The 24,451-nt window shown below is 58.4% G+C and carries 24 protein-coding genes, 1 tRNA gene and 1 pseudogene; all 26 read right to left on the bottom strand.

All coding sequences use genetic code 11. The features are described 5' to 3' along the window. Nucleotides 1–127 precede the first annotated feature (127 nt). Nucleotides 128–817 (bottom strand): hypothetical protein, encoded by a 690-nt coding sequence (locus Tel_06355; protein ALP52805.1) that lies wholly within the window; start codon nucleotides 815–817, stop codon nucleotides 128–130. A 55-nt stretch (nucleotides 818–872) separates the two neighbouring features. Beyond that, nucleotides 873–1,454, bottom strand: a complete 582-nt coding sequence (locus Tel_06350; protein ALP52804.1) for a hypothetical protein — start codon at nucleotides 1,452–1,454, stop codon at nucleotides 873–875. A gap of 6 nt (nucleotides 1,455–1,460) precedes the next feature. After that, entirely contained in the window at nucleotides 1,461–2,093 is a 633-nt protein-coding gene (pcm, locus tag Tel_06345; protein ID ALP54756.1) for a protein-L-isoaspartate O-methyltransferase, read from the bottom strand. Between the two features lie 31 nt (nucleotides 2,094–2,124). Next, nucleotides 2,125–2,874, bottom strand: a complete 750-nt coding sequence (locus tag Tel_06340) for a stationary phase survival protein SurE (GenBank protein ALP52803.1) — start codon at nucleotides 2,872–2,874, stop codon at nucleotides 2,125–2,127. A gap of 98 nt (nucleotides 2,875–2,972) precedes the next feature. Continuing rightward, entirely contained in the window at nucleotides 2,973–4,403 is a 1,431-nt protein-coding gene (locus Tel_06335) for an NADH:ubiquinone oxidoreductase subunit N (protein ALP54755.1), read from the bottom strand. A gap of 63 nt (nucleotides 4,404–4,466) precedes the next feature. Then, a complete protein-coding gene (locus Tel_06330) occupies nucleotides 4,467–5,981 on the bottom strand; it encodes an NADH:ubiquinone oxidoreductase subunit M (GenBank protein ALP52802.1) in 1,515 nt (504 codons plus the stop codon). Between the two features lie 21 nt (nucleotides 5,982–6,002). Further along, the gene (locus Tel_06325) at nucleotides 6,003–7,958 is read right to left on the bottom strand and encodes an NADH:ubiquinone oxidoreductase subunit L (protein ID ALP52801.1); all 1,956 of its coding nucleotides are present in this window, start codon (nucleotides 7,956–7,958) and stop codon (nucleotides 6,003–6,005) included. Nucleotides 7,959–7,970: 12 nt separating this feature from the next. Next, complete coding sequence (locus tag Tel_06320; protein ID ALP52800.1) at nucleotides 7,971–8,276, bottom strand: NADH-quinone oxidoreductase subunit K; 306 nt, start codon at nucleotides 8,274–8,276, stop codon at nucleotides 7,971–7,973. 31 nt (nucleotides 8,277–8,307) lie between these two features. Next, nucleotides 8,308–8,919 (bottom strand): NADH:ubiquinone oxidoreductase subunit J, encoded by a 612-nt coding sequence (locus tag Tel_06315; protein ID ALP52799.1) that lies wholly within the window; start codon nucleotides 8,917–8,919, stop codon nucleotides 8,308–8,310. 21 nt (nucleotides 8,920–8,940) lie between these two features. Beyond that, nucleotides 8,941–9,429 (bottom strand): NADH-quinone oxidoreductase subunit I, encoded by a 489-nt coding sequence (locus Tel_06310; protein ID ALP52798.1) that lies wholly within the window; start codon nucleotides 9,427–9,429, stop codon nucleotides 8,941–8,943. Nucleotides 9,430–9,443: 14 nt separating this feature from the next. After that, nucleotides 9,444–10,496, bottom strand: a complete 1,053-nt coding sequence (locus Tel_06305) for a hypothetical protein (GenBank protein ID ALP52797.1) — start codon at nucleotides 10,494–10,496, stop codon at nucleotides 9,444–9,446. A gap of 21 nt (nucleotides 10,497–10,517) precedes the next feature. Then, nucleotides 10,518–12,881: an NADH dehydrogenase gene (locus Tel_06300; GenBank protein ALP52796.1), complete on the bottom strand. Its 2,364-nt coding sequence runs from the start codon at nucleotides 12,879–12,881 to the stop codon at nucleotides 10,518–10,520. A gap of 54 nt (nucleotides 12,882–12,935) precedes the next feature. Then, a complete protein-coding gene (locus Tel_06295) occupies nucleotides 12,936–14,201 on the bottom strand; it encodes an NADH dehydrogenase (protein ALP52795.1) in 1,266 nt (421 codons plus the stop codon). A gap of 5 nt (nucleotides 14,202–14,206) precedes the next feature. Next, nucleotides 14,207–14,713, bottom strand: coding sequence for an NADH dehydrogenase (locus Tel_06290; GenBank protein ID ALP52794.1), 507 nt, complete (start codon nucleotides 14,711–14,713; stop codon nucleotides 14,207–14,209). Further along, nucleotides 14,713–15,966, bottom strand: a complete 1,254-nt coding sequence (locus tag Tel_06285; protein ID ALP52793.1) for an NADH dehydrogenase — start codon at nucleotides 15,964–15,966, stop codon at nucleotides 14,713–14,715. Before Tel_06285 ends, Tel_06290 begins: the two co-directional genes overlap by 1 nt. Then, nucleotides 15,959–16,579, bottom strand: a complete 621-nt coding sequence (locus Tel_06280) for an NADH dehydrogenase (GenBank protein ID ALP52792.1) — start codon at nucleotides 16,577–16,579, stop codon at nucleotides 15,959–15,961. Before Tel_06280 ends, Tel_06285 begins: the two co-directional genes overlap by 8 nt. A gap of 11 nt (nucleotides 16,580–16,590) precedes the next feature. Then, nucleotides 16,591–17,067, bottom strand: a complete 477-nt coding sequence (locus Tel_06275) for an NADH dehydrogenase (protein ALP52791.1) — start codon at nucleotides 17,065–17,067, stop codon at nucleotides 16,591–16,593. A 105-nt stretch (nucleotides 17,068–17,172) separates the two neighbouring features. Then, nucleotides 17,173–17,529: a hypothetical protein gene (locus Tel_06270; protein ALP52790.1), complete on the bottom strand. Its 357-nt coding sequence runs from the start codon at nucleotides 17,527–17,529 to the stop codon at nucleotides 17,173–17,175. A 270-nt stretch (nucleotides 17,530–17,799) separates the two neighbouring features. Next, nucleotides 17,800–17,884, bottom strand: a tRNA-Leu gene (locus Tel_06265). A gap of 30 nt (nucleotides 17,885–17,914) precedes the next feature. Continuing rightward, entirely contained in the window at nucleotides 17,915–18,268 is a 354-nt protein-coding gene (locus Tel_06260; protein ALP52789.1) for a preprotein translocase subunit SecG, read from the bottom strand. A 30-nt stretch (nucleotides 18,269–18,298) separates the two neighbouring features. After that, nucleotides 18,299–19,054 carry a triosephosphate isomerase gene (locus Tel_06255; GenBank protein ID ALP52788.1) on the bottom strand — a complete coding sequence of 252 codons (756 nt, stop codon included), beginning with the start codon at nucleotides 19,052–19,054 and terminating at the stop codon, nucleotides 18,299–18,301. A gap of 111 nt (nucleotides 19,055–19,165) precedes the next feature. Beyond that, nucleotides 19,166–20,527, bottom strand: a complete 1,362-nt coding sequence (gene glmM / locus Tel_06250; GenBank protein ALP52787.1) for a phosphoglucosamine mutase — start codon at nucleotides 20,525–20,527, stop codon at nucleotides 19,166–19,168. 19 nt (nucleotides 20,528–20,546) lie between these two features. Continuing rightward, nucleotides 20,547–21,359 (bottom strand): dihydropteroate synthase, encoded by an 813-nt coding sequence (gene folP, locus Tel_06245; GenBank protein ALP52786.1) that lies wholly within the window; start codon nucleotides 21,357–21,359, stop codon nucleotides 20,547–20,549. A gap of 192 nt (nucleotides 21,360–21,551) precedes the next feature. Beyond that, nucleotides 21,552–23,432, bottom strand: a pseudogene (hflB, locus tag Tel_06240) (ATP-dependent metalloprotease). Nucleotides 23,433–23,519: 87 nt separating this feature from the next. Then, nucleotides 23,520–24,140 (bottom strand): 23S rRNA methyltransferase, encoded by a 621-nt coding sequence (locus tag Tel_06235; protein ALP52785.1) that lies wholly within the window; start codon nucleotides 24,138–24,140, stop codon nucleotides 23,520–23,522. Beyond that, on the bottom strand, nucleotides 24,127–24,447 hold the full coding sequence (locus tag Tel_06230; protein ALP52784.1) for a hypothetical protein: 321 nt from the start codon (nucleotides 24,445–24,447) through the stop codon (nucleotides 24,127–24,129). The genes Tel_06235 and Tel_06230 overlap by 14 nt, the downstream gene beginning before the upstream one ends. Nucleotides 24,448–24,451: the final 4 nt, after the last annotated feature.

The following is a 24,451-nucleotide window of genomic DNA, read 5'->3' as shown; positions in this document are numbered from 1 at the left end:
CAAAGCCCCCTCGCTGCTTTGCGTGACCCGCCGGCGAAGAGATAAAGATTCGCCGCTCACGTCTTTGTTTGATGAAATTGGGTAACCCAGTATGTGTTTCATTGTCCACAAAAGCCTAACATGAAAATCACTCGGGAAGGTAGCGTAACGGGTCGACCGGCTGGCCGCTAATGCGGATCTGGAAATGCAACTTTGGCTCACGGGTTTCGCTGTTACCCATGCGGGCAACCGCGTCACCCTGTTTTACCAGAGCCCCTTCGCGAACCAGAATACTCTGATTATGGGCGTAGGCGCTGAGAAACTTTTCATTGTGTTTGATAATGATCAGATTGCCGTAACCGCGCAAACCATTGCCGCTATAGACCACCTTGCCGCCGGCGGCGGCCCGCACCACGGCACCGGCCTCGCCGCCGATATCGATACCCTGCTTACCGGGCGTGCCGGCGGCAAACTTGCGTAACAGCGTCCCCTTTACCGGCCAGATCCAATCACTTGGCGACGATGCAGAGAGAGAGGCTAGCGATTCCTCTGCTTGTGTCGCGGTGGAATCAGGACGACGGCTAGTTTCCATAGTTTTAGAGGCATTTTTGCCCTCGGCCAGGTCCGGCCGCTGGGTATAGACCGGCGGCGCCAGTCCGGCCTCGGGGCCGGGCGGGGCGACGCGCAGCCACTGGCCTTGGCGAATGGTGTACGGCGGCGCGAGGCCGTTCCAGGCCGCCAGTTCGCGGTAATCCTGCTTGTAATGCCAACTGATGGAATACAGGGTGTCGCCCGGCCGCACCTGATGATATACATGCGCGCCGCAGCCGGAAAGCAAAACACCGAGAAGCACGCATAGGCCGAGGCGGACGGAATGAAATAATCGCTTACATTTAAACGCCATTAAGCACTAGATATAGCACGATCGCCGCCACAACAAAAATCCAGCCGAGACGGTCGATATAGCTACGCAACATGCGGTCCATGCGCACCCCACCCCAGCGAATTAAACCGGCCACTAAAAAGAAGCGCGCGCCGCGTCCGATCAACGACGCCACCAGGAAGGGCAAAAACGCCATGCCGACGGTGCCGGCGGAGATGGTGAAGACCTTATAGGGAATGGGCGAGAAACCGGCCAGAAACACCACCCAGAAGCCCCACTCCTTAAACCATTCCACCGCCGACTGAAAGTTCTCCCAATACCCGAACTCATGCAACAAGGGTTCGATCAGCTCAAAGGCGAACACGCCGATCAAATAGCCGAACACACCGCCCAGCGCCGAGGTGACGGTGGTGATCAGGGCGTAGTGCCAGGCGCGCTCGGGTCGCGCCAGGGCCATGGGGGCCAGCATCACATCGGGCGGAATGGGAAAGAACGACGACTCGGCGAAACTCAGCCCGCCCAGGTACCAGGCGGCATGACGATGCGCGGCCCAGATCAGCACCTTGTCATAGAGGCGGGAGAAGAAACCCATGGACGCTTACCGATTCCCCGGCAACAAGGGGACGAAACTCACATCCTCAATAATCGAACATTCGTAACCGCTGGGCGTGTGCATAATCAAATGGAGCTGCTGCTGCCCGGCAACCCCCACCGGCGCGATCAGGCGCCCGCCGTGCTTCAATTGCGCCAGCAATTCCGGCGGTATCTCCTCCGGCGCGGCGGTGAGAATGATCGCGTCGTAAGGCGCGTTTTCGCGCCAGCCCAGGTGGCCGTCGAAGGTCTTCATGCGCACGTTGTAGAGATTGAGTGCGCGAATACGTTTGCGCGCCCGGGTCAACAATGCGCCGATACGTTCCACGCTATACACTTGCCCCACGAGCTGGGACAGCACCGCGGCCTGATAACCGGAGCCGGTGCCGATCTCAAGCACCTTGTCGCAGAGACCGGTCTCGAGCAGGATCTCAGTCATACGGGCGACGATGTAGGGCTGGGAAATGGTCTGACCAAAGCCGATAGGCAGGGCGGTATCATCATAGGCGCGGCTGCCCAAGGCTTCGTCGACGAAGACGTGGCGTGGTGTCTTCAGCATCACCTCCAGCACCTTCTTGTTGCGGATGCCCGACTCGCGCAACCGGCTCACCAGGCGTTCACGGGTGCGCTGCGACGTCATGCCGATGCCGTTATGAATACCCACAGCCACTTTACTTCACTCCATGCAGCCAGCTCGCCACCTGATCCAGAGCCGTGTAGCGGGTCAAATCGATTTGGATAGGGGTTACCGAAACGCGGTTATAACGGATGGCGTGAAAATCCGTGCCGGGGCCGGCGTCCTGCTCGGCGCCGGCGGGACCAACCCAGAAGATTTCGCGGCCGCGCGGATCGTGACTGCGGATCACCGGCTCCGATTTGTGGCGTCGTCCCAGGCGCGTGGCCTCGAAGCCTTCCAGCTTGTCCCACGGCACGTCGGGCACATTGATATTGAGGATGGTATCGACCGGCAGCGGGTTATTGTGCAAGCGCTTGATCAAGGTGATGGCGGCCCGCGCCGCGGTATCGTAATGGATCAGCTGCTCACCCACCAGCGATACGGCGATGGCGGGCAGACCGAGAAATCGTCCTTCCGTCGCCGCCGCCACGGTACCGGAGTACAGCACATCATCGCCCAGATTGGCCCCGGCGTTGATGCCGGCAATCACCATGTCCGGCTCATGCTGCAACAATCCGGTAATGGCCAGGTGCACGCAATCGGTCGGCGTGCCGTCCACGGAAATCAGATTCTCTTCGATAGTGCGCGGCCTGAGGGGACGTTCCAGAGTGAGGGAGTTGCTGGCACCGCTGCGATTGCGATCCGGGGCCACGACGGTGACCTCCGCCATGCTGCGCAAGATCTGGGCCAAGACCTGGATGCCCGGGGCCTGGAAACCATCATCATTACTAACCAAAATGCGCATGGCTCAGTCTACCTTATTGCCAAGCCGGAAAGTGTTCATTTAAAGGCCTCGGAGTACCGGGATCGCGCCGTGCTTCCTGCCGCCGCGTCCCGCCTGGATCACATTACCGCCATACACCATTGCATCAGGGCGGCCGGATAGATACCCAGCAACAGCATCCCCAAGCTATTGGCGGAGAGCACGATGCGCATGTCCATACCCGCCTCGATCTGGGCCGTGTCCTCCGGCTTATCGAAATACATCAACTTGATGATACGCAAATAGTAGAAGGCGCCGATGACGGAGAAGATGACTGCATATACGGCAAGCCAAACCAGGTCGATCTCAACAACGGCCTGCAACACCGACAGCTTGGCGTAGAAACCGACGGTGGGCGGCACCCCGGCCATGGAGAACATGAGGATCAACATCATGAAAGCCATCCACGGGCTGCGTTCGTTCAGACCCTTGAAATCGTCCAGCTTATCGGCCTCGAAACCGGCGCGGCTGAGCAATATAACCATACCGAAGCCACCCAGCGTCATGAGCGAATACACCACCACATAAAACATGGCCGAAGAGTAGCCATTTTCGGTGCCCGCCAGGATACCCAGCAGGATAAAACCGACATGGGAAATGGTCGAGTACGCCAGCATGCGCTTGATATTGGTCTGGGCGATGGCGATGATGTTACCGATGGTGATGGAGAGCACCGCCAACACCACCAGCAAGGTCAGCCATTCGGTGTGCAGCCCCCCCAAGCCTTCCACCAGCAGGCGCATGACCATGGCGAAGGCGGCGATCTTGGGCGCGGTACCGATGAATACCGTTACCGTCGTCGGCGCGCCGTGATAGACATCGGGCAGCCACATATGGAACGGCACGGCACCCAGCTTGAAGGCCAGACCGACGATAACGAAGGTCAGACCGAACAGCAGCACGGTGCTATCGCTGTTGAGAGCCACGTAGGCGCCGATCTCACCCAAATCGAGACTGCCCGAGGCGCCGTAGATCATCGACATGCCGTAGAGCAGCATGCCCGAGGCCAGGGCGCCGAGAATGAAGTATTTCATAGCCGCCTCGGTGGAAGTCACCGAGTCACGCTGAAAGGCCACCATGGCATAAAGGCATAGGGACAGCAGTTCGAGACCGAGATACACCGTCAACATGCTGTGGGCGGAGACCATGACCATCATACCCAGCACGGCAAACAGGCCCAGGACATAATACTCGCCCTTAAACAGATCACGCTTTTGCAGATACTGACGCGAATACAGAAACGCCACCGCCGTCACCAGATATATAAAGACCTTGAGCACGTCGCCCATGGGATCGGACACGAAGCTGCCGTTGAAGGTCAACTGGCGGGTACCGTCCGACAGGCTGATGGTCAGGATGGCGGCACCGGCCAAGGTCGCTATCGACAACAGGTAGGTCAAGACCCGGTCACTCTGCTTGATGAACAGATCGAGGATCAAAATAAAACACGCCATGGCCAAGACAAATATCTCGGGCAATGCGGGTACAAAATTCGGCACTTCAAAATTCACCATAGCCATCCGTCTCTCAGCCTTCTGCCTTTATCACCAGCCGGCGATCAATTCAGTCAATAATCAAATTTTAGAGGTCACGGCCTGCTGCAACAGGTTATCCACCGTGGCGTGCATCACCTCCAGCAGCGGCGCCGGATAAATACCGAGCAGCAAAACCATTACAGCCAGGGAACCCAACACCAGCGCCTCTCGCGCGTTGATATCCTTCAGCGATGCCACGTTGTCGTTCTTAATATCGCCGAACACCACGCGCTTCACCATCCACAGGGTGTAGGCGGCGCCCAGGATCAAGGTGGTGGCCGCCAGAAAGGCGTACCAGAAATTGGCCTGGAAGGCGCTCAGCACCACCATAAACTCGCCGACAAAACCGGACGTGCCCGGCAAGCCGGCGTTGGCCATGGCGAAAAATACCAGCAAGGTGGCGAACCAGGGCATGGTGTTCACCACGCCGCCGTAGTCGCTGATCTTGCGCGAGTGCATACGGTCATACATGACGCCAATACAAAGGAACATGGCGCCCGAAACAAAACCATGCGAAATCATCTGCACCAGGGCACCTTCCATGCCCATGGCGGCACCCGAGACACTGCCGGTCTGCTCGTAGATGGAAAAGACCAGGAAGAAGCCCAGGGTGACGAAACCCATGTGCGAGATGGATGAGTAGGCCACCAGTTTCTTCATATCCTCCTGCACCAGAGCCACCAAGGCGATGTAGACCACCGCGATCAGCGACAAGGTGATCACCAGCCAGTCCAGTTCGGCGCTGGCGTCGGGCAACATGGGCAACATGAAACGGACAAAACCATAGGCGCCCAGCTTCAGCATAATAGCCGCCAGGATCACCGAGCCACCGGTGGGCGCTTCGACGTGGGCATCGGGCAGCCAGGTATGCACCGGCCACATGGGCACCTTGACGGCGAAGGCGATAAGCATCCCCAGGAACATCAGGATCTGCGCCGTCATACCGATCTGTACGGTATGGAAATCCAGGATCTGGAAGTTACCGGTCTGAAAATAGAGATAGATCAGCGAGACCAACAACAACACGGAACCGAGGAAGGTGTACAGGAAGAACTTGATGGTGGCGTAGATACGGCGCACCCCGCCCCAGATACCTATAACCAGGAACATGGGGATGAGCATGCCCTCCCAAAAGACATAGAACAACACCGCATCGAGCGCGGCGAAGACGCCGTTCATCATCCCTTCCATGATCAGAAAGGCGGCCATGTACTGGGCGACTTTGTACTGGATCACCTCCCAACCGGCGATTACCACCAGGATGGTGGTGAAGGTGGTCAACAGGATCAAGGGCATGGAGATACCGTCCACGCCCAGGTGATAGACGATATTAAAGGCCGGAATCCAGGCCGCCTGCTCGACGAATTGCATCTGCGCCGTGGTGGTGTCAAACCCCGTCCAAAGCGGCAGGGAGACTAAAAAGGTAACCACGGAAACCGCCAGAGCCGACCAGCGCACGGCATTATTATTGCCGCCGGCACCGACGGCCAACACGAGCAAGCCTCCGATAATCGGCAGCCATATAACCAAACTGAGGAGCGGTAAATCCGACATTCCGTGCAATCCTTTTTATTCTTATGCGTGAGCCAGCATCCAGCTCACCAGAACAAGCAATCCAATAATCATCGCGAAGGCATAATGGTACAGGTAACCGGTCTGCATGTGGCGCATCGCCCCTGCGACCCAACCGACCAATTTTGCCGTACCGTTCACCATAACGCCGTCGATACTTTTGACATCGCCGAGCTGCCAGAAGAAGTTACCCGCCTTGCGACTACCGCCGGCGAAAAACTTCTCGTTGAAGGCGTCCGCACCATATGCTTTATCCAATATGTTGTAGATGCCGGCAAAGCGCTGCTTGATCTGCGCCGGCAAATCGGGACGCTTCATATAGAGGTAGTAAGCGGTGCCGACACCGGCCAGCGCCAACCAGAACGGCAGGGCCATGACGCCGTGCAGGATGAAGCCCATCACACCCGTATAATGCTCGCCCAATTGCCCGAGCACGTCATGCTCTTCCAGCACGGTAATGGCATCACCAAAATAATCGCCGAACAGCCATGGACCGACGGCGATGGCGCCGATCACAACCGAGGGGATCGCCAGCAGGATTAAGGGCAGGGTAATCACCGCCGGCGACTCATGCAAATGCTCCTTGGCATGGGGGTCGATACGCTCCTCGCCGTGAAACACAAGAAAGAACATGCGGAAACTGTACAGGGCGGTGACAAACACCCCCAACAGCACACAGAGATAGGCGAAGCCCGATCCCGCGATATCAGAGGCATGCACCGCCTCGATGATGGCGTCCTTGGAGAAGAACCCGGAAAAGCCCGGCGTGCCGATCAAGGCCAACGAACCGATCAACATACACCAGTAGGTGATGGGCAAGTATTTCTTCAAGCCGCCCATTTTGCGGATATCCTGCTCATGATGCATGGCCACGATGACGGAGCCGGCGGCCAGAAACAGCAGCGCCTTGAAGAAGGCATGGGTCATGAGATGAAAGATACCGGCGGCATAGGCTGAGGCGCCCAGGGCCACGGTCATGTAACCGAGCTGGGACAGCGTGGAATAAGCGATGACGCGCTTGATGTCGTTCTGCACAATGCCGAGGAACCCCATGAACAATGCCGTGATGGCGCCGATGATCAACACCACGCTCAGTGCGGTGGTGGAGAGTTCGTACAGCGGCGACATGCGCGCCACCATGAAGATACCGGCGGTGACCATAGTCGCGGCGTGGATCAGGGCCGAGATCGGCGTCGGGCCTTCCATGGAATCGGGCAGCCACACATGCAGCGGCACCTGGGCCGATTTACCCATGGCGCCGATGAACAGCAGAATGCAGATCACGGTCATCAGGGACCAATCCACACCCGGGATGACCTGGATGGTGAGGTCGGCCAGATGCGGCGCGGCGTTGAAGACATCGGCATAGTCCAGGCTGTTGAAATACATCACCACCGCGGCGATGCCCAGCAGAAAACCGAAGTCGCCCACCCGATTGACCAGGAAGGCCTTTAGATTGGCGTAAATGGCCGACTCGCGCTTATACCAGAAGCCGATCAACAGGTAGGAGACCAAGCCCACCGCCTCCCAGCCGAAGAACAGCTGCATGAAGTTATTGGCCATCACCAGCATCAGCATGGAAAAGGTGAACAGCGAAATATAACTGAAGAAACGCTGATAACCGGGATCGTCACGCATATAACCGATGGTGTAGATGTGCACCATCAGCGACACGAAGGTGACCACCAGCATCATGGTGGCGGTGAGTTCGTCGATCAGGAAACCGATTTCGAAGCGAATACCGTCGCTCACCAACCAGGTGTAGAGAGATTGGTTGTAGGTCGCGGCGTCATTCAGAACGATCTCATTAAAGACAACGGCCGATAGCAGACAGGCGATCGCCACACCGGCGATAGTGACCCAGTGAGCACCGCTGCGACCGATTTGTCTGCCGAACAGACCGGCGACTATGGCGCCGACCAGGGGCGCGAGAACGATGGCGAGATAGACGTTTTCCATAATTATTCTGCCCTATCCCTTCAGAGTGTCGAGGTTTTCTACATTGATGGTGCGACGATTACGGAACCACACCACCAGTATCGCCAGGCCGATGGCGGCTTCCGCAGCCGCCACGGTCAGAATAAAGAAGACGAAGACCTGGCCCGCCAGGTCGCCCATGAAATAAGAGAAGGCGATGAAGTTCATGTTGACCGCCAGCAACATCAATTCGATGGCCATCAGCAACACGATGACGTTCTTCCTGTTAAGGAAGATCCCCGCCACGCTGATACAAAACAGGATGGCGCCCAGAACCAGAAAATCTGACAGTGCGATCATTGTGTCCCCTAGTTTTATTTGATAAGGCTTGTTACTGGTTTGCCTTATTCTTTTTCTCAGCCGCCATTTTCACGATACGAACGCGATCGTTGCGGCGCACGCTGACCTGTTGCGCAGGATCTTGGTATTTGGTATCCGGCCGACGCCGCATGGTCAGGGCGATGGCGGCGATGATCGCCACCACCAGCACCACCGCAGCCAGCTCGAATGCATAGACATAGTCGGTATACAGAACCCGGCCCAGTTCCTTGGTATTACTGTAATCGGCGGCGTGGCGCGCCGGGGCCGCCATTTCCTCTAGACCAAAACGCTCACTGCCCACCACCGCAATCAGTTCGAAGACCACGATCAGTGCCACGGGCACGCCGATATAGGCATTTTTGACAAAGCCCTCGCGCAGCACCGAGATATTGATATCCAGCATCATAACTACAAACAGGAACAACACCATCACCGCGCCGACGTAAACCAATACCAAGGTGATGGCGAGGAATTCCGCCTCCAACAGCAGCCAGATGGCGGCACTGGTAAAGAATGTCAGCACCAGGAACAGCACGGCGTGCACCGGATTGCGCACAGTGATCACCGCCAAGGCGGAGGCGATCAGAATGGCGGCAAAAGCGTAAAAAATCAGAGATTCCATATTATTGTCGATTTATTGTGATTAGCGATAGGGTGCATCGGCGGCGCGGTCGGCGGCAATCTGTGTCTCCAAGCGATCCCCTACGGCCATCAGCATATCCTTGGTCATGACATTCTCACCGCGCTTCTCAAAGTGATACTCGAACTCGCGCGTTTCGACAATGGCATCCACCGGGCAGGCCTCTTCGCACAAACCGCAATAAACACACTTGAACAGGTCGATATCATAGCGGGTGGTGCGCCGGCTGCCATCCTCGCGCTGATCCGACTCGATGGTGATCGCCAGCGCCGGACAGGTGGCCTCGCACAGCTTACAGGCGATGCAGCGTTCTTCGCCGTTGGCATAGCGGCGCAGCGCGTGCAGGCCGCGGAAACGGGGCGACTGCGGTGTCTTTTCCTCGGGATACTGGACCGTGATCTTCCTGGCAAACAGGTATTTCCCGGTCAGGGCCAAGCCCTTCAGCAATTCCCAGAGGATAAAGCTCTTGATGTAATAATTCATGGTCTTCATAGCAGTTCCTCCTATTAATCGAACCACGGAGGCACATTGCCCATTACCAAACCACCCACGACCAGGATCCAGACAATGGTCACCGGAATGAACACCTTCCAGCCCAAGCGCATGATCTGATCATAGCGGTAACGGGGAAATGTGGCGCGGAACCACAGGAACAAAAATAACAACAACGCGATCTTGGCCAACAGCCAGACGATACCCGGCACCCAGGCGAACAGCGCAGCCAATCCGGGGATGCCTTCGAAGGGTGACAGCCAGCCGCCCAGGAACATCACGGCCGCAAGGGCCGAGATAAGAATCATATTGGCGTACTCGGCCAGGAAGAACACCGCGAAGGTCATGCCTGAATATTCGACATGGAAACCGGCAACGATTTCCGATTCACCCTCGGCAACGTCGAACGGGGCGCGGTTGGTCTCGGCCACGCCGGAGATGAAATAGACGACAAACATGGGCAACAAGGGCAACCAGAACCAGTCGAGCAGTCCCAAGCCACCCTTCTGCGCCAACACGATCTCCTGCAGATTCAGACTGCCGGCCGCCATCAACACCACCACAAGGGCAAACCCCATGGCGATTTCGTAGGACACCACCTGCGCCGAGGAGCGCAGCGCGCCGAGAAAGGCGTATTTCGAGTTGGAGGCCCAACCGGCGATGATGACGCCGTAAACGCCCACCGAGGTCATGGCCAGAATATAGAGCAGACCGGCGTCCACGTTGGCCAGCACCATGTCTTCATCAAAAGGAATCACCGCCCATGCCACCAGCGCCGGCGCCAGGGTGACGATCGGTCCCAATAAAAACAGAAACCGGTTGGCGTTGCTGGGAACGATGATCTCTTTTAACGCCAGTTTGAGTCCGTCGGCGATGGGTTGCAGCAGGCCGCGCGGACCGACGCGATTGGGTCCGATACGCACCTGGATATAGCCGATCACCTTGCGTTCGGCCAGGGTCAGGTAGGCCACCGAAAGCATGATCGGAATGACAATGGCCATGATCTTGAAATTGATCTGGACCAGTTCAGGCAAGTCGTTCCAAAAACTCAGGACAGCGTCAGTCATTATTATTATCCCGATTCATTCCTATACCGGTTTGAGGCCGATCTCGGCCCCGTCACAGCCAACACCGGCGCATGCGTCGATGCCGGCAGCCAGCCACACCGCGCCGTCGGCGACGCGGTCGTCGATCTCCAGGGCGACCGTACAGCTGGCGTCACCCTGACGCGCCTCCACCCGCACCGCGTCACTCAAGCCCAGGGCCTGGGCGACGGATGAGTTGATCCTCGCCGCGCGCGCCGCTTGGGCATGGGCGGTTTGCTGCAGCGGCACGGAACGGCGTACCACGGCGTCGACGGCATACGCGGCTTTGTCGGCCACGCGCACCAGGGTCTTGCCGGGGACATGCAGCGCCTTGGGACAGCGCCACTGCGCGGCGCTGTTCTCCAAACCGGCCGCCTGAGCGTGCAGCTCGTCGCGCACCTCTTCCGAGGTGACGTAATCAAAGCCGTCCAGGCTGAACAGATTGCCCAGTACACGCATCACTTTCCAGCCAGGGCGGGTCTCGGCCAGGGGTTTGACGCCGCCGCCGAAGCTCTGCCACTTGCCTTCGACGTTGACGAAGGTGCCGGAGGTCTCGCTGAACGGCGCCACCGGCAGCAGCACCGCGGCGTAATCCAGCATGGCGTCGTTCTTATAAGGTGTCATGGCCACGACGAAATCCGCGTTGCGCAAGGCCGCCAGGGCGGCGCCGCCATCAGCACAGTCATATTCAGGCTCGATACCCAACAGTACATAGCCGGCCAGCCTTTTCTCCCACATACCTTGGACATTGAGACCGAAGGTGGCGCCCTTGCCGGCAGGCGCGCGGTGCGGCAGGGCGCCGGCGAGGTAGCCGCCGGCGCTGTTGGCACCGCTAGTCAGGTAGCCCAGGGTGGCGCCGCTCATCATGGCGACGGCCTGGGCCAGGGCGCGCAGATTGGCCGCGACCGGGGTGGCCATCGCATAGCTGCCGACCAGCACGGTGGCCTTGCCGGAGGATTTCAGGGTATCGGCCATACGGCGATGCGCGTCGTCCACCTGGACGCCGCCCACCAGTTCGGCCAACCCCTCCGGCGCGCTGGCGCCGCCGTCGATCAGGGCCTTGGCGACACCCGCCAGGGCCTGTTCCAGGGCCGCACCGGCGGCGATAATCTTTTCGCTGACGGGAAACTTGAATTCGTAATCCACCGGGTTGACGCACATGATCTTGCCGCCGGCCAAGGCCGCCTTGCGAATGCGATGGCCCAGCAAGGGCTGATCCATGCGGATGTTGGCGCCGAGCAACAGGGCAGCATCGAGCTGCTCCAAGTCGGCGATGGATTGACCCAGCGACGGATACAGAGGCATCGCGTCCTGGTCACTAAAATCGAGCTGGCCGACACGGTGGTCGATATTGGACCCCCCCAGGCCGCGCACCAGTTTTTGCAGCAGGTACATTTCCTCAAGCGTGGCGCTAGGCGAAGTCAGCGCGCCCAACTGACCCGCACCATGCTGTTCCAAGACCTTTTTCAAACCGGCCACGGTTGTCTCCAGGGCCGTCTGCCAATCCACCTCGCGCCATTCGCCGTCTTGCTTGATCATGGGCACGCGCAGACGATCAGCGCTATTCAGGCCCTCGCAGCTGTAACGATCGCGATCGGAGATCCAGGTCTCGTTAATCGCCTCGTTCTCCTTGGGCGTCACACGCCGCACTTCACCGCGCAGGGATTCCAGCTGCAGATTGGAACCGACACAATCATGGGCGCTAATGGATTCGCGCAGATTCATCTCCCAGCTGCGGGCGTCGAAGCGGAAGGGCTTGTTGGTCAGGGCGCCTACCGGGCACAGATCGATGATATTGCCCGACAATTCGGAATCGACGGCCTTTTCCACATAGGTGCCGATCTGCATGTGTTCCCCGCGACCGGTGGCGCCCAGCTCACGAATACCGGCAATCTCCTGACCGAAACGCACGCAGCGGGTGCAATGGATGCAGCGGGTCATGTCGGTGGCCACCAGGGGACCGATGTTCTTGTCGAAAACGACACGCTTCTCTTCGGTGTATTGAGAATGATCACCGCCGTAGCCCATAGCCAGGTCCTGCAGATCGCACTCACCGCCCTGGTCGCAAATGGGGCAGTCCAAGGGATGATTGATGAGCAGGAATTCCATCACGCTCTTCTGCGCGTCAACGGCCTTGGTTGAGCGGGTGAAGACCTTCATGCCCTCGGTGATGGGGGTCGCGCAGGCCGGCAGCGGCTTGGCGGCCTTCTCCACTTCCACCAGACACATGCGGCAGTTGGCCGCGACGGACAGCTTTTTGTGATAACAAAAACGGGGAATCGGAATACCGGCCTCGTCGGCGGCCTCAATAATCATGGCCCCGTCTTGCGCCTCGATCCTCTTTCCATCGATCTCTATCTTAACCATCAATCGGCCCCGTTAGGTTCTGCTATATCCACTCAATCCGATGCAATCCGACATTCACACCATGCACTTGCCATGGTCGATGTGGTATTGGAACTCATCGCGGAAATGTTTCAGGAAGCTGGCCACCGGCATGGCGGCGGCGTCGCCCAAGGCGCAAATCGTGCGCCCCATGATCTTGCCGGCCACGTCGTCGAGCATGTCCAAGTCCTGCTGACGCCCCTCACCGTGTTCAATGCGATGCACCACGCGCGCCAGCCAGCCGGTGCCTTCACGGCACGGGGTGCATTGGCCGCAGGACTCTTCATAATAAAAATGCGACAAGCGTCCCAAGGCCCTGACCATACAAGTGGTCTCGTCCATGATGATGACCGAGCCGGCGCCGAGCATGGAGCCGGCCTTGCCGATGGAATCGTAATCCATATCGGTTTCCATCATCACCTCGCCCGGCAGCACCGGTACCGAAGAGCCACCCGGGATAACCGCCTTCAGCGTATGGCCGTGGCGGATACCGCCCGCCATCTCCAACAATTCGGCGAAGGGCATACCCATGGCGACTTCATAATTGCCCGGCTTGTTGACGTGACCGGAAACGGAAAAGATCTTGGTGCCGCCGTTGTTGGGCTTGCCCAGATCCAGGAACCACTGCCCCCCGTTCTTCAATATCATGGGCACGGAGGCCAGGGTCTCCGTGTTGTTGATCGTGGTCGGCCGACCGTAGAGCCCGTAACTGGCGGGAAACGGCGGCTTGAAACGCGGCTGACCCTTCTTGCCTTCCAGGGACTCCAGCAGCGCGGTTTCTTCACCACAGATATAGGCGCCGGCGCCCAGATGGGTCTCAAGATCAAAATCGATGCCCGAGCCCATGATGTTCTTGCCCAGCAGACCGGCGGCGCGCGCCTCTTCAATGGCAGCCTGAAAACGCTCATAGGGCTCCCAGAATTCACCACGAATATAGTTGTAACCCATGGTGGCGCCGATGGTGTAACCGGCAATGGCCATGCCCTCCACCAATTGGTGCGGGTTATAGCGCAGGATGTCCCGATCCTTGAAGGTCCCCGGCTCGCCCTCGTCCGAGTTGCAGACGATATATTTCTGGCCGGCGGAATTGCGCGGCATAAAGCTCCACTTGAGACCGGTGGGGAAACCGGCGCCGCCGCGACCGCGCAGGGCCGAGAGCTTGACCTGCTCGATGATCTCCTCCGGCGAGGTCTTCTCCTTGAGGATCTTTTTCCACACCTCATAGCCGCCGGTACTCTGATAGGTATCCAGCGTCCAGGGCTTGTCCAGATGATTGTTGCGAAAACAGACTTCGTTAGCCATGGTCTTTACTCGAGGCTATCCAGGATAGCGTCTATCTTTTCCGGGGTCAGGTTCTCGTAATAGCTGCGACCGACTTGCATCATCGGTGCACCGCCGCAGGCACCCAGGCACTCCACTTCCTTGAGGCTGTACCTACCGTCCTCGGTGGTCTCGCCGAACTTGATGCCCAGCTTCTCGTTGAGGTGTTTGACGACATCGTCGGAGCCGCACAACATGCACGAAATGTTGGTACAGACACAAATCTTGTGGCGACCGACGGGCTCATGCTCGTACATTGAATAAAAGGTCGCCACTTCATAGACGGCGATGGGCGGCATGTCGAGATATTCGGCCACCGCGTCCATCAGTTCGGTGGTCAACCAACCACCGTTTTGATCCTGCAGAATCCGCAACGCGGGCATACAGGCGGAATCCTTGCGGTCCTCCGGGTACTTGGCGACCCACTGATCGATTTCGGCGCGTGCTGCGTCGCTAATCAAATCTAATTTACTCTGGGACTTAGCTTGGGACATCAGCGGTCAACCTCTCCAAATACAATATCCTGCGTGCCGAGGATGGCGACGACGTCGGCGATCATGTGGCCGCGGGACATTTCATCCAGGGCCGAGATGTGGGCAAAGCCCGGCGCCCGGATCTTCATGCGATAGGGTTTGTTGGCGCCGTCGGAAACCAGATAGATGCCGAATTCACCCTTGGGGTGTTCCACCGCCGCATAGGCCTCGCCTTCCGGCAGGCAAAAGCCTTCGGTATACAGTTTGAAATGATGGATCAACGCCTCCATGTCGCCCTTCATCAATTCGCGCTTGGGCGGCGTGACCTTGTAATTGTCGACCCGGACCGGACCGGGGTTCTTGCGCAACCATTCGATACATTGGCGCACAATACGGTTCGACTGGCGCATCTCCTCGACCCGTACCAGATAACGGTCATAACAGTCACCGTTCACACCGACCGGTATATCAAAATCCAGGCGATCGTAAACTTCATAGGGTTGCTTCTTGCGCAAGTCCCATTCAATACCGGAACCGCGCAGCATGGCGCCGGTGAACCCAAGCTGCATGGCACGCTCGGGGGAGACCACGCCGATGCCGACGGTACGTTGTTTCCAGATCCGATTATCGGTCAGCAGGGTCTCATATTCGTCCACATAGGTCGGGAAGCGCCGGGTAAAGTCTTCCAGAAAGTCCAGCAATGAACCCCCGCGATTGTGGTTCATGCGCTCGACCTCTTTGGCGTTATGCCACTTGGAGGTCTGGTAGGCGGGCATGGTGTCGGGCAGATCACGCGCCACACCGCCGGGGCGATAATAGGTCGCATGCATGCGAGCGCCGGAGACGGCCTCGTAAGCATCGAGCAGGTCTTCGCGTTCGCGAAAGGCGTAGAGGAATACCGTCATGGCCCCGATATCAAGGGCATGGGCACCCAGCCACAGCAGGTGGTTCAGGATGCGGGTGACCTCGTCGAACATGACACGGATATATTGCGCCCGCATCGGGATTTCGAGATCGAGCAGTTTTTCCATGGCCAGCACGTAACCGTGCTCGTTACACATCATGGAAACATAGTCGAGCCGATCCATATAGCCGATATTGTGATGATAGGGCTTGCCTTCGGCCAGCTTCTCGGTGGCGCGGTGCAACAGACCGATATGCGGATCGGCACGTTCGATGACCTCGCCGTCCAGTTCCAGCACCAACCGCAGCACCCCATGGGCGGAGGGATGCTGGGGCCCGAAGTTCATGGTGTAGTTGCGAATCTCAGCCACGGTCCGGAATCCCTTTTGAGTCTGCTTCGTAGCGATTGTCGTCGCGAATCACGCGCGGTACGATCATGCGCATCTCGGTCTCCACGGGCTCATACACCACACGCCGGCGCTCCGGATCGTAGCGCATCTCCACATGCCCCAGCAGCGGGAAGTCCTTACGGAAGGGATGGCCGATAAAGCCGTAGTCGGTCAACAGACGGCGCAGGTCAGGATGGCCGTCGAACAGAATACCGAACAGATCGAAGCACTCGCGCTCGAACCAATTGGCGCCGCTCCAGATACCGACCACCGAGTCCACCCGCGGTTCGTCATCGTCGGTGAACACGCGCAGACGCAGGCGACAGTTATTCTTGATCGACAGCAGGTGATACACCACGGCAAAGCGCAACCCCTGCCAGGCGCCCTCGCCATACTCGGAATAGTCCACGCCACAAAGATCGATCAGCAGCTCAAAATGGAGCCCGGCATCATCACGCAAGGCGGCGCAAACCTCGAGCAGCTCGTTGCGATTGATCTCAATAGTGACCTCGTCAGCCGCCACACGACAATTCTTAATACTGTCGCCAAAACGATTTTCCAGGCGCTCGACCAATTTCTCATTCGAAGTTGACATCGTCCCTACCCTCAGCGCGCGATGGTGTTAGTGCGCTTGATTTTGTTCTGCAGTTGAATCACACCGTACAGCAATGCCTCGGCGGTCGGCGGACAGCCCGGCACGTAGATATCCACCGGCACGATGCGGTCACAGCCGCGTACGACGGCATAAGAATAGTGATAATAACCGCCGCCGTTGGCACAGGATCCCATGGAGATCACCCAGCGCGGCTCGGACATCTGATCGTAAACCTTGCGCAGGGCGGGCGCCATTTTGTTCACCAAGGTGCCCGCCACAATCATCACATCGGACTGACGCGGGCTGGGACGAAATACGACACCGAAGCGATCCAGGTCATAACGGGCCGCGCCCGCATGCATCATCTCGACGGCGCAACAGGCCAAGCCGAACGTCATGGGCCAGAGTGAACCGGTACGCGCCCAGTTGATGAGTTTGTCGGCCGTGGTGGTTACCACGCCCTTTTCAAGGATGCCTTCAATACCCATAACGCACGCCTCTCAACATTTCGGCGCCGGCACGGGCATAGACCGGCAGCACGCGTGGCCGCTCACATCCCCACTGGGTGGGGCCCCTGCTCCCTACTCGTGCGGCTATTCCCATTCCAGCGCCCCCTTCTTCCATTCGTAGATGAAACCGATGACCAGGATACCGAGGAACAACACCATGGCCAGAAAACCGAACATTCCGATGTCTTCCAACACCACCGCCCAGGGAAACAGGAATGCAATCTCAAGGTCGAAAATAATGAATAGAATGGCGACCAGGTAATAGCGCACATCAAACTTCATGCGCGAGTCCTCAAAGGCTTCGAAGCCGCATTCATAGGGCGAGAGCTTTTCGCTGTCCGGACGCTGCGGCCCCAAAACGAAGCCGACGATGATGGGACCAAGACCAAACAAAACGCCTAGAATGATGAAAACCAGAATCGGTAGATAATTTTCTAGCATAGTGCGGATGCCGCCCCTAATCAGCCCTTTATCCTAAAATGAAAGGTTTACCCCTCATTTCTCTCCAAGGTACATATTATTGTTATTTTTAGCGGGATTGGTCGGCCAGTCTAGGCCTATCTTTTCTTGGGTGTCAACCCAAAAGAAACCCATCAAATACCCGCTAATTTCATGAGGTTAGATTGCTTCCCCTTGCGCAAAACTTAACAAAAAACAACAGCCTCGATTAAGTTTCTAAAATTTAATTATTTTACTTTTACTTACTAATGTTGGTGCCGATGGCCGGAGTCGAACCGGCACGGCTTGCGCCACTGCCCCCTCAAGACAGCGTGTCTACCAATTCCACCACATCGGCAACAAATTGTGAACTCTGTTGATATGAAGCCTAGTTACCCGACGCGGGTAAATCTGGCTTATCGGACGGTACCGTCGGCACATCCGTTTGCGTTTCCTCGGCGGGCGCCGGTGCGATCGACTGCTCCATCTCGGTCACGCTCTTGCGCTCCACCCGCTGGCCACTCATATAGGCCAGTGTCAGGCTGGTGACAAAAAACAGCGTGGCGACCGCGGCAGTGGTGCGCGTCAGAAAAGACGCCGAGCCCTGACTGCCAAACATGGTATTGGACGCGCCGCTGCCAAAGGCGGCGCCCACATCCGCCCCCTTGCCGCGCTGAATCAGTACCAACCCGATCAGGGAGATGGTCAGCAGCACATGAAATACAGTGAGTACCTTCAACATTAAAGCATTACCTCGTTGCGACTGTCGGGGCTATTGTGCCGCCTGACAAATCGTCAAAAACTCGTCCACTTGCAGCGAAGCGCCGCCGATCAAGCCGCCGTCGATATCGGCCATGGCGAACAGCTCAGCCGCATTATTGCCTTTGACACTACCGCCGTAGAGGATACGGATTTTGGCCCCCAGCTCGGCGTCCTTCGCGGCCACCCGCTGGCGGATAAAGGCGTGCATATCCTGCGCCTGTTGCGGGCTAGCCGTCTTACCGGTACCGATGGCCCACACCGGTTCGTAGGCGATTACGCCGGTCTTCAAGGCGGCCAGCCCCTCGGCTGAATTCAGCAGTGCATCCAATTGGCTCGCCACCACCGCCTCGGTGCGGTCGGCTTCGCGCTGGTCCAATGTCTCACCGACACAGAGAATAGGCTTGAGGCCCGCGGCATGAGCGGCGACCACCTTGTCTGCCACCAGCGCGTCGTCTTCACCGTAATACGAACGGCGTTCGGAATGGCCCAGGATGACGTATTCGCAGCCCACGTCCGCGAGCATGGCCGGTGCAACCTCGCCGGTATAGGCACCGCTTTCGTGCTGGGACACATTCTGTCCGCCCAGCGCGATATCGCTACCGTCGAGCAGGCCGCCCACTTGCGTGAGATAAACGAACGGCGGACAGATCGCCACATCGGCGGACACACCCGCCTCAAACCCGCGCCTGATCCCTGCGATCAGGTCCTGGGCGGCATCCCTGGAACCATTCATTTTCCAGTTTCCGGCTACTAACGGCTTACGCATTACATTCCTCTTCCGGGCTTTGAAAAAAGAAGGCCAAGCTTACCGATCCGGACGGGATAAATCAAATATTTTGAGTCACTTGGAAATGCCGTCGGGAGCCCCGGGGCTTGCTCAGGAATGTGAACTTTGATAGGCGGCTTCAACCTTTTGCGCCAGATGGCGGGCGCATTCATCGACCTCGTCGGCGTCCTGCCCTTCGACCATCACCCGGATCACCGGCTCGGTGCCGGAGGCCCGCAACAACACCCGCCCGCGGCCATTGAGTTGGGATTCAATCTCGCGCTGCGTAGCGGCCACCTCGGCGGAGCCGGAAAAATCGAAGCGCTGTGCGGTGCGCACATTGATCATGGTCTGCGGGTACTTGGTCATCCCTGATTTGAGCTCATGCAGGGACACGTCCCGCTCCACCATGGCCGCCAACACTTGCAGGGCCGAGACGATACCGTCGCCCGTGGTGGTGCGCTCCAGACAAATGATGTGACCGGAGGACTCGCCGCCCAGCAGCAGATTGTGGCGCTGCAGCATTTCCATGACATAACGATCACCGACCTGGGCGCGATGCAAGCAGATACCCTTCTCGGTCAGGGCATGTTCCAGGCCGAGATTACTCATCAGGGTGCCGACCACCCCGGCGCGAAAATCGGGTTTATCGATACTGGCGCAGGCGATGATGTAAAGAATCTCATCCCCGTCGACGATTTCGCCCTTGTGATCGACCATGATGACACGATCACCGTCACCGTCCAGGGCGATCCCCAAATCGGCCTCCTCGTCCAACACCCTCTGCTGCAATTCAGCAGGATGAGTCGAGCCACACGCCTGGTTGATATTGAGCCCGTTGGGCTCCGTCCCGATCTCGATCACCTGTGCTTCAAGCTCGTCGAACACCTTAGGTGCGATATCATAGGTGGCGCCGTGGGCGCAATCCACGACGATCTTTAGACCGTTCAATGAGATACGCGACGGGATGGTACTCTTGCAGAATTCGATGTAACGCCCGGCCGCGTCGATTACCCGCGCCGCCTTGCCCAGCCGGCTGGACGCCACCGTTTCCATGGGCTTGTCCAACTCGGCCTCGATAGCCAACTCCACCTCATCGGCAAGCTTCAGACCCTGGGCGGAAAAGAATTTGATACCGTTGTCATAATGAGGGTTATGGGACGCGCTGATCACGATCCCGGCCTCAGCACGCAGGGTACGGGTGAGATAAGCGATCCCCGGTGTCGGCATGGGCCCGAGCAGCATGATATCCACGCCGGCCGCGGACAATCCCGCCTCCAGCGCCGACTCAAACATGTAGCCGGAAATGCGCGTATCCTTGCCGATCACCACCTTGCTCTGGTCGCCCTCACACTGAGCCAGCACGCGACCGGCGGCCCAGCCCAACTTCATAATAAATTCGGGCGTAATGGGGAATTGTCCCACCTCGCCGCGCACCCCGTCGGTACCGAAATATTTACGCTCGCCCGCCATTCCAATCACCTGTTATGTTCTACGCAGAGGCCTGCCTGACCGCCTGACAAATCTTCAATACGTCCACCGTCGCCGCCACATCATGCACCCGCACAATGTCCGCCCCCTGCCACAACGCCAGGGACGCCGCCGCCAGACTTCCACAAAGGCGCTGCTCCACCGGCTTATCGACGATCGCGCCGATCATGCTTTTGCGCGAAATACCGACCAACAGCGGCACCCCCAGAGCCTTGAAACGATGCAACTCCTTTAGCAAAAGCAGATTATGTGACAATTTTTTACCAAAGCCAAAGCCGGGATCGATCAACAGCCTGTCTTTGGCGATGCCGGCCGCCACGCAGGCCTGGACCCGGCCGGAGAGAAACGCCGTCACATCGCCCACCACATCGCCATAAACCGGATCGGCCTGCATGGTGCGCGGCTCCCCCTGCATGTGCATCAAACAAACCGGCACATCCAGTTCGGCCGCCGCCGCCAGCGCGCCCTCGTCGCGCAAGGCACGCACATCATTCAACATATCGGCACCGACAGCCACGGCAGCGCGCATCACCCCCGCTTTACTGCTATCGACCGAAATCGGGATTTCGAAACGGCTGCGCACGGCCTCGATCAGGGGCGCGACACGCTCGATCTCCTCCGCCTCGCTGACCGGCTGGGCACCGGGTCGCGTCGACTCACCGCCGATGTCGATAATATCCGCACCCTCGCTCACCATCTGTTCGACACGCTGCAAGGCCCGATCAGGGGCATTAAATCGCCCCCCGTCGGAAAAGGAATCGGGCGTCACATTGAGAATACCCATAATTTTAGGGCGGTCAAATACCAGCTTCATCAGTATGCCTCGCTCGCTTTTGCTTTTAGCTCGTATTTCTCAGCGGGTGAGTAGACCCGTAAGCAAAACGCCCTGCCAGAGGCAGGGCGTTGCAGGTGACATTTGGATATCTGATCAGTGCGAACCGGCCGGATCCCCGAGCTTGTCATCACCCGGCTTGTCGGCCTTGCCGGTATCCTTGTCCTGATCCTGATCCGCGGATGCCACGGCATCAGACCCGGAGCCGGAACCGCCGCGCGGCTCCTGATCCACCCAGCCTTGCGGCGGGCGTGGTTCCTTGCCCTCCATGATGTCGTCGATCTGCTTGGCATCGATGGTTTCATATTTGATCAGGGCATTGGCCATCAGATGAAGGATATCCAACTTCTCAGTCAGAATGTTGCGCGCCCGCTCATAGTTGCGGTCGACAATCGCGCGCACCTCTTCATCAATAATATGCGTAGTTTCATCCGAGACATTCTTGTGTTGCGCCACCGAGTGACCGAGGAATACTTCGCCCTCTTCTTCACTGTAGGTCAGCGGACCGAGACGTTCGGACAGCCCCCACTTGGTCACCATGTTACGCGCGAGCTCGGTGGTGCGCTGGATATCATTGGAGGCGCCGGTGGTCACCTTTTCCGGCCCGAAGATCAGCTCCTCGGCGATACGACCGCCGAACATACTGCTGATCTGGCTTTCCAGGCGCTCCTTGCTATAGCTGTAGCGGTCCTCCTCGGGCAGGAACATGGTCACACCCAGGGCACGGCCGCGCGGAATGATGCTCACCTTATAGACCGGATCGTGTGAGGGCATCAGACGACCGACAATGGCATGCCCGGCCTCATGATAGGCGGTGAGCTTCTTCTCATCGTCGTTCATGACCATGGACTTGCGCTCGGCACCCATCATGATCTTGTCTTTGGCCTTCTCGAATTCCTCCATGCTCACCAGGCGCCGATTGGCGCGCGCAGCGAACAGCGCCGCCTCGTTCACCAGGTTGGCCAGGTCGGCACCGGAGAAACCGGGCGTACCGCGCGCGATCAGGCTGGGCTGTACATCATCGCCCAACGGCACCTTGCGCATGTGCACCCGCAGGATTTGTTCACGGCCGCGCAGATCGGGCAGTGGCACGACCACCTGACGGTCGAACCGACCGGGGCGCAGCAAGGCCGGGTCCAATACGTCGGGGCGGTTGGTGGCAGCGATGACGATGACGCCTTCGTTACCTTCAAAGCCGTCCATCTCCACCAGCAATTGGTTGAGGGTCTGCTCACGTTCGTCATGGCCGCCACCCAGACCGGCACCACGATGACGCCCCACCGCATCGATCTCATCGATAAAGATAATGCAGGGCGCGTGCTTCTTGGCCTGTTCGAACATGTCGCGCACACGGGAGGCGCCGACACCGACGAACATTTCCACGAAATCAGAACCGGAAATGGAGAAGAACGGCACTTTCGCTTCACCGGCGATGGCCTTGGCCAGCAAGGTCTTACCGGTACCCGGTGATCCGACCATCAGCACGCCGCGGGGGATCTTGCCGCCCAGCTTCTGGAACTTGCTGGGATCGCGCAGGAACTCGACCAACTCGCTGACTTCGTCCTTGGCCTCTTCCACACCCGCCACGTCACCGAAGGTCACTTTGACCTGGTCTTCACTCAGCAGCTTGGCCTTGCTCTTACCAAACGACATGGCGCCACGGCCACCGCCGCCGCCCTGCATCTGGCGCATGAAGAAGATCCACACACCGATCAACAACAGCATGGGGAACCAGGAAATGAAGATCTGCGTCAGCAGCCCCTGCTGTTCCTGTGGCCGGGCGGTGATCTGAACACCGTGGTCGAGCAAATCGCCCACCAGGCCGGGGTCGCCGGGGCTGTAGGTGGTGAAGCGCTCGCCGGTACGGGTGACACCGTGGATGGTGCGCCCTTCGACAACCACTTTATCCACGACGTTGTTTTGCACGTCGTTGATAAACTGCGAATAAGGTGTGGATTGCTGCCCGATCTGCGTCGGACCGAAGCTGCTGAATACCGACATCAGCACAACGGCGATGACCACCCATAGAATCAGATTTTTTGCCATATCACTCAACGATTTTCCCTCCAGTGGAAGGTTTTTGTATTGCTGTCCAGACAGGGATAGCCGGAACAACATATGCCAATTAAGAAACCCAAAATACTACATCTGAAAGCCTCTGGCCAGCAGGTAGACCTCCTTGCTGCGGGGTCTGGAGGCCTTCGGCTTGCGCGTGATCACCGTGGCGAAACAAGCGCGCATATCACGCAAATATTCATCAAAGCCAACGCCCTGAAACACTTTGACCAAAATATCGCCGCCGGGGTTCAACACCTGCCGCGCCATATCCAATGCCAGTTCCGCCAGATACATGGCGCGCGGCTGATCCACCGCCTCCATGCCACTAACATTGGGGGCCATATCCGAGATTACAAGGTCAACCCCGTGGTCGCCGATCATCGCCAGCAACTGGTCCAACACCTCCTGCTCGCGAAAATCCCCTTGCAGGAAGGCTACGTTAGCTAACGGCTCCATCGGCAGAATATCCATAGCGATGACGCGCCCCTTGGGGCCGACCATGCCGGCGACCACCTGGGACCAACCACCGGGAGCGGCGCCCAGGTCCACCACGGTCATGCCGGGTTTGACCAGGCGGTCCTTGTCATTGATTTCGAGAAACTTGTACACCGCGCGTGAACGATACCCTGCCTGACGGGCACGCTGCACAAAGGGATCATTTTCGTGCTCCTTCAACCAGCGCCGACTACTCTTACTCTTCGCCACGTTCCCATCCATGCGCTTGCGCGGCAGCGCCGGCGGCCACAGCTGTTGCACTATCGGCCGCGGCCAAGCGCCGGGCCACACGCCGGGTTCTGAATACGATCCAGCCCATGGCCGCCAGGCCGTAGCCCGACAACAGCAGAAACTGCCCCAACTGATTTGCAATCAGGCGATCATGGATCAACCACAGCACCACGGCGATGATAATGATCAGCGCCAGATCGAGCTTGACCGCATTGAACGGACTGGCCGGGACGGTGAATCCTTTGCCTTGCCGTGATAGACTCTCGTCGCCTTTCGCTTGGGCCATATCG

The sequence above is a fragment of the Candidatus Tenderia electrophaga genome, assembly GCA_001447805.1.
GTDB classification, from domain to species: domain Bacteria; phylum Pseudomonadota; class Gammaproteobacteria; order Tenderiales; family Tenderiaceae; genus Tenderia; species Tenderia electrophaga.
The sequence above is the reverse complement of the archived record's forward strand: the minus strand, read 5'-3'. Positions and strand labels throughout refer to the sequence as shown.

Excerpts from the sequence above, each read along its gene's own strand:
- Tel_06350 (ALP52804.1), bottom strand. The coding sequence starts at position 1,454 with ATGGGTTTCTTCTCCCGCCTCTATGACAAGGTGCTGATCTGGGCCGCG.
- pcm (ALP54756.1), bottom strand. The coding sequence starts at position 2,093 with ATGACGTCGCAGCGCACCCGTGAACGCCTGGTGAGCCGGTTGCGCGAG.
- Tel_06340 (ALP52803.1), bottom strand. The coding sequence starts at position 2,874 with ATGCGCATTTTGGTTAGTAATGATGATGGTTTCCAGGCCCCGGGCATC.
- Tel_06330 (ALP52802.1), bottom strand. The coding sequence starts at position 5,981 with ATGTCGGATTTACCGCTCCTCAGTTTGGTTATATGGCTGCCGATTATC.
- Tel_06325 (ALP52801.1), bottom strand. The coding sequence starts at position 7,958 with ATGGAAAACGTCTATCTCGCCATCGTTCTCGCGCCCCTGGTCGGCGCC.
- Tel_06320 (ALP52800.1), bottom strand. The coding sequence starts at position 8,276 with ATGATCGCACTGTCAGATTTTCTGGTTCTGGGCGCCATCCTGTTTTGT.
- Tel_06315 (ALP52799.1), bottom strand. The coding sequence starts at position 8,919 with ATGGAATCTCTGATTTTTTACGCTTTTGCCGCCATTCTGATCGCCTCC.
- Tel_06310 (ALP52798.1), bottom strand. The coding sequence starts at position 9,429 with ATGAAGACCATGAATTATTACATCAAGAGCTTTATCCTCTGGGAATTG.
- Tel_06305 (ALP52797.1), bottom strand. The coding sequence starts at position 10,496 with ATGACTGACGCTGTCCTGAGTTTTTGGAACGACTTGCCTGAACTGGTC.
- Tel_06300 (ALP52796.1), bottom strand. The coding sequence starts at position 12,881 with ATGGTTAAGATAGAGATCGATGGAAAGAGGATCGAGGCGCAAGACGGG.
- Tel_06295 (ALP52795.1), bottom strand. The coding sequence starts at position 14,201 with ATGGCTAACGAAGTCTGTTTTCGCAACAATCATCTGGACAAGCCCTGG.
- Tel_06290 (ALP52794.1), bottom strand. The coding sequence starts at position 14,713 with ATGTCCCAAGCTAAGTCCCAGAGTAAATTAGATTTGATTAGCGACGCA.
- Tel_06280 (ALP52792.1), bottom strand. The coding sequence starts at position 16,579 with ATGTCAACTTCGAATGAGAAATTGGTCGAGCGCCTGGAAAATCGTTTT.
- Tel_06275 (ALP52791.1), bottom strand. The coding sequence starts at position 17,067 with ATGGGTATTGAAGGCATCCTTGAAAAGGGCGTGGTAACCACCACGGCC.
- Tel_06270 (ALP52790.1), bottom strand. The coding sequence starts at position 17,529 with ATGCTAGAAAATTATCTACCGATTCTGGTTTTCATCATTCTAGGCGTT.
- Tel_06260 (ALP52789.1), bottom strand. The coding sequence starts at position 18,268 with ATGTTGAAGGTACTCACTGTATTTCATGTGCTGCTGACCATCTCCCTG.
- Tel_06255 (ALP52788.1), bottom strand. The coding sequence starts at position 19,054 with ATGCGTAAGCCGTTAGTAGCCGGAAACTGGAAAATGAATGGTTCCAGG.
- glmM (ALP52787.1), bottom strand. The coding sequence starts at position 20,527 with ATGGCGGGCGAGCGTAAATATTTCGGTACCGACGGGGTGCGCGGCGAG.
- folP (ALP52786.1), bottom strand. The coding sequence starts at position 21,359 with ATGAAGCTGGTATTTGACCGCCCTAAAATTATGGGTATTCTCAATGTG.
- Tel_06230 (ALP52784.1), bottom strand. The coding sequence starts at position 24,447 with ATGGCCCAAGCGAAAGGCGACGAGAGTCTATCACGGCAAGGCAAAGGA.